The organism is Streptomyces sp. NPDC006265, assembly GCF_040613555.1.
Classification (GTDB): Bacteria; Actinomycetota; Actinomycetes; order Streptomycetales; family Streptomycetaceae; genus Streptomyces.
Genome location: NZ_JBEXSH010000682.1, coordinates 1 through 5,073 on the forward strand (window position 1 = coordinate 1; position 5,073 = coordinate 5,073).

Annotated in this window: 3 protein-coding genes and 1 pseudogene; all 4 read left to right on the forward strand. The window is 73.1% G+C overall.

Annotated features, from left to right (window positions below; genetic code table 11):
* Positions 1–361 precede the first annotated feature (361 nt).
* Positions 362–763 (forward strand): annotated as a pseudogene (locus ABZ281_RS37355) (class F sortase); the annotation flags it as partial.
* A 197-nt stretch (positions 764–960) separates the two neighbouring features.
* Positions 961–2,304: an ABC transporter ATP-binding protein gene (locus ABZ281_RS37360; protein ID WP_356662482.1), complete on the forward strand. Its 1,344-nt coding sequence runs from the start codon at positions 961–963 to the stop codon at positions 2,302–2,304.
* A gap of 143 nt (positions 2,305–2,447) precedes the next feature.
* Positions 2,448–3,836, forward strand: coding sequence for an aldehyde dehydrogenase family protein (locus ABZ281_RS37365; RefSeq protein WP_356662483.1), 1,389 nt, complete (start codon positions 2,448–2,450; stop codon positions 3,834–3,836).
* A gap of 19 nt (positions 3,837–3,855) precedes the next feature.
* Entirely contained in the window at positions 3,856–4,938 is a 1,083-nt protein-coding gene (locus tag ABZ281_RS37370) for a Zn-dependent alcohol dehydrogenase (RefSeq protein ID WP_356662484.1), read from the forward strand.
* Positions 4,939–5,073: the final 135 nt, after the last annotated feature.

The window sequence follows — 5,073 nt, forward strand, 5'->3', positions numbered from 1 at the left end:
ACCGGCGCGGCCGCGGTCGGCCTGGCCGCCGTCGCCGGGACGGTCTGGTTCCGGCTCCGTCGCCGCCCCGATGGCGCCGCGTAAGGCACGTTCCGCGGATCGCTCCGCCAGGCCGGGGCAGGGCGGGGACGCGGTCGGGCCCGACGCCGGGTCGGCGGTTCGGCGTGGAGGCGGTGCTGCCGGACACGGCGCCGCCTCGGCGGTTCGGCGTGGCGCCGGTTCCGGCTCCGGGTTCGGCTCCGCCGATGTGCTGTCGGGGAGGCGCGGCGGAGCGGCCGGGGTTGCGGCGGTTCTGCGGGGCTGACGGGGTGCTGCCGCCGGCCCCGGGACCCGGGGCGCCGGTTCGGCCCTCGACGCCCCGGTCATGGGCCTCGGCCTCGACTGCCACCGCCGCCTCACCGCACCGCCGGACAACGATCCCAAGCTCGTCGGCTGGTACCGGCACGGTGCCTCGCCCGGCGAGCAGGGAACCGCCGTGGCCGTCGGACACCTGGACACGGACAGCGGACCGGCCGTCTTCGCCGGGGTGCCCGAGCTGAAACGGGGCCGGATCGTCGAGGCCCGCCGCGCCGACGGGCGGATCGCCGTCTACACGGTCGACAAGATCAAGTCGTACGAGAAGGCGCGCTTCCCCAGCCAGGAGGTGTACGGCGCCCGGGGCCGTCCCGAGCTGCGCCTGATCACCTGCGGCGGCAGCTACGACCGCGGGAAGGGCTACTCCGGGAACGTGGTCGTCTTCGCCCACCTCACCGGCAACCGCTGACCCGGACCGCTCCCGGCCGACGGCCTGACCGGACCGTCGGCCTTCTCACCAGATGGACCGAAGCCCCCGATCTTGTCCGGTCTCTTCCCCCGGCCGCACACATTCCGTTAACTTCCGTGACCCACAGCCTCGTACGACCCGCACGGGGCTTCCCACCGCGGAGCACCAGCGCCCTGACGACCCCTCGGGGGCACCCCATGACACGCGCCATCTCCCTGCACGACGTGAGCAAGTCCTACACGCGGGGCGCCCGCGTGGTGGACCGGCTGTCGCTGGACATCACGCCCGGTGAGTTCCTCGTGCTGCTCGGCCCGTCCGGCTGCGGCAAGTCGACCGTGCTCAGAATGATCGCAGGGCTGGAGGAGATCGACGAGGGCAGACTGCTGCTCGACGGCGAGTACGCCAACGACCTGCCGCCGTCCGGCCGGGACATGGCGATGGTCTTCCAGAACTTCGCCCTGTACCCGAACATGACCAGCCGCGCGAACATCGGGTTCCCGCTGCGCATCGAGGATCCGGGTGCGGACCCCCGCCCCCGTGTCGACGCCACCGCCCGTATGCTCGGCATCGAGGAGCTCCTCGACCGCCTGCCCGCCCAGCTCTCCGGCGGCGAACGCCAGCGGGTCGCGATGGGCCGGGCCATCGCCCGCCACCCCTCCGCGTTCCTGATGGACGAGCCGCTGTCCAACCTCGACGCCAAGCTCCGCACCCATCTGCGGGCCGAGATCTCGAGGCTCACCCAGGAGCTGGGCGTCACCACGATCTACGTCACCCATGACCAGGCCGAGGCCATGTCGCTCGGTGACCGGGTCGCCGTGCTGCGCGGCGGTGTGCTCCAGCAGGTCGACAGCCCTCGCGTGGTCTACGCGCTGCCCAGCAACGTCTTCGTCGCCGCGTTCATCGGCACCCCGCGCATCAACCTGCTGCGCGGCCTGGTGCGTGCCCCGCTCGACGGGGCGATGACCATCAGCCTGGGCAAGCAGTTCCTGCGCCTGCCCGAGCCGCTCTCCCTGGACCATCAGCTGCTGCGCGTCCAGCAGGGCCGCGAGGTCATCGTCGGTCTGCGCTCGGAGGCCGTCCGGATCGCCAAGCACAGCGCGGCCCGCCCCGGAGAGGTGCCGATCACCGGCCTGGTCGAGCACGTGGAGTTCCAGGGGCACGAGATCCTGGTCCACTTCAACACCGGTTCCAGTCCCGCCGTCATCCCCGAACTGGAGGCCCCGCGTCCCCGCCCCGGCCGTCCCGCCCGGCGACGGCGCCGCGACGGCTCGGTCCTGACGAGGCTGCGGGAGCGGTCCGCGGCCGGGCGGGCCGGACCCGTCGTCGCCCTGGACACCCCCGAGGACGGCCGGAACCCCGCCAGCGCCACCGCCGACGCCCGCCTGCCCGGGGACCTCATCGTGCGCACCACCCCCGACCTGGCCCTGCGCCACGGCATGCAGGTGCCGCTCCTGGTCGACCTCGCCCACCTCTTCGTCTTCGACCAGCAGGGCGACCGCATCTGCCCGCACCCGGCGCGCCTGCCCGACCTGGGGGAGTGAGGAGCGGCACACCTGAACGGGACCCGCATCGTGCTGTGATGGGCCGGCATCCGGGGCCCGGCACCCCGGGACGTCTGGCGCCAGAAAACTATCGTCGCTAGTTTATGTGTCGGACGACGACGCCCCGCCCCGGAGGAAGCGCGATGAAGGCACACGACGGCATGTACATCGACGGCGCCTGGCGCCCCGCCGCCGGCCAGGATGTGATCGAGGTCGTGAACCCGGTCGACGAGCAGGTCATCGGCACGGTCCCGGCGGGTACCGCCGAGGACGTCGACGCCGCCGTACGGGCCGCCCGCGCCGCCCTGGCGGACTGGGCCGCGACCCCGCCCGCCGAGCGGGCGGCGCGCCTGGCCGCCCTGCGGGACGTGCTCGTGACCCGCGCGGACGAGATCGCCGAGACCGTCACGGCCGAACTCGGCTCGCCGCTGAAGTTCTCGCAGGCCGTCCACGCCGGCGTGCCGATCGCGGTGGCGGGCTCGTACGCCGAGCTTGCGGCGACGTACGCCTTCGAGGAGAAGACCGGCAACTCGGTCGTGCACCAGGAGCCGGTCGGCGTCGTGGCCGCGATCACGCCCTGGAACTACCCGCTGCACCAGATCGTCGCCAAGGTCGCCCCGGCCCTCGCGGCCGGCTGCACGGTCGTGGTGAAGCCCGCCGAGGACACCCCCCTGGTCGCCCGGCTGTTCGCCGACGCCGTGCACGAGGCCGGGCTTCCGGCGGGCGTCTTCAACCTGGTCACGGGTCTCGGCCCGGTCGCAGGACAGGCCCTCGCCGAACACCCCGGCGTCGACCTGGTCTCCTTCACGGGCTCCACCGCCGTCGGCCGGCAGATCGCCGCGATCGCCGCCGGGCAGGTCAAGAAGGTCGCCCTCGAACTGGGCGGCAAGTCCGCCAACGTCATCCTCCCGAGCGCCGACCTGGCCAAGGCGGTCAACGTCGGCGTCGCCAACGTCATGTCCAACTCCGGGCAGACCTGCAGTGCCTGGACGCGGATGCTGGTCCACCGCGACCGGTACGACGAGGCCGTCGAGCTCGCCGCTGCCGCCGCCGCCAAGTACGGCGACCGCATCGGCCCGGTCGTCAACGCCAAGCAGCAGGACCGGGTGCGCGGCTACATCGAGAAGGGCGTCGCGGAGGGCGCCCGCCTGGTCGCCGGCGGCCCCGAAGCCCCGCGCGAGCAGGGTTACTTCGTGGCCCCCACCGTCTTCGCCGACGTCACGCCGGACATGACCATCGCGCAGGAGGAGATCTTCGGCCCGGTCCTGTCGATCCTGGAGTACGAGGACGAGGAGGACGCCCTGGGCATCGCCAACGGCACGGTGTACGGCCTGGCCGGCGCCGTCTGGGCCGGTGACGAGGCCGAAGCGGTGGCTTTCGCGCGCCGGATGGAGACCGGCCAGGTCGACATCAACGGCGGCCGCTTCAACCCGCTCGCGCCCTTCGGTGGCTACAAGCAGTCCGGCGTGGGCCGTGAACTCGGCGTGCACGGCCTGGCCGAGTACCTCCAGACCAAGTCCCTCCAGTTCTAGTCAGGGAGTCCCTTCCGTCATGGCTGTCCGCGCCGCCGTCCTGCCCGCCATCGGCTCCCCGCTGGAGATCACCGGCATCGACCTGCCCGACCCCGGACCCGGCCAGGTCCGCGTCCGGCTCGCCGCCGCCGGGGTCTGCCACTCCGACCTGTCCCTGTCCGACGGGACCATGCGCGTGCCCGTCCCCGCCGTCCTCGGCCACGAGGGCGCCGGCACGGTCGTCGCCGTCGGCGAGGGCGTCGGCCACGTGGCGCCCGGCGACGGGGTCGTCCTCAACTGGGCCCCGTCCTGCGGCGCCTGCCACGCCTGCTCGCTCGGTGAGGTGTGGCTGTGCGCCAACGCCCTCAGCGGCGCCGCCGACGTCTACGCCCGCACCACCGAGGGCACCGACCTGCACCCCGGCCTGAACGTCGCCGCGTTCGCCGAGGAGACGGTCGTCTCCGCGTCCTGCGTCCTGCCGGTCCCGGACGGAGTCCCGCTCACCGACGCGGCTCTCCTCGGCTGCGCCGTCCTCACGGGCTACGGCGCCGTCCACCACTCGGCCCGGGTCCGGGCCGGCGAGACGGTAGCGGTGTTCGGTGTCGGGGGAGTGGGCCTCTCCGCCCTCCAGGCCGCCCGGATCGCCGGTGCCTCGAAGATCGTCGCGGTGGACGTGTCCGCCGAGAAGGAGGAGCTGGCCCGGGCGGCCGGCGCCACCGACTACGTCGTCGCCTCCGACACCACCGCCCGCGAGATCCGCGGCCTCACCGGCAAGCAGGGCGTCGACGTCGCGGTGGAGTGCGCCGGACGCGCGGTCACCATCCGCACGGCCTGGGACTCGACCCGCCGCGGCGGCCGCACCACCGTCGTCGGCATCGGCGGCAAGGACCAGCAGGTCACCTTCAACGCCCTGGAGATCTTCCACTGGGGCCGCACCCTCTCCGGCTGCGTCTACGGCAACTCCGACCCGGCCCGCGACCTCCCGGTCCTGGCCGAGCACATCCGGGCGGGCCGCCTCGACCTGAGCGCGCTGGTGACGGAACGCATCTCCCTGGACGGCATCCCGGCGGCCTTCGAGAACATGCTGGCGGGCAGGGGCGGCCGGGCCCTGGTCGTCTTCTAGTGCTGCGGCACTAGTAGATTGTCGCTGCTAAGTGTGGCTCTGATTGGTGGAGTTGACGGTCGGGCAGCCTCCCCTCGTCGCTTCACTTCGGCCGGGCGGGGGTGCCATGTCGTCGCAGAAGAAGTATCCGGTTGC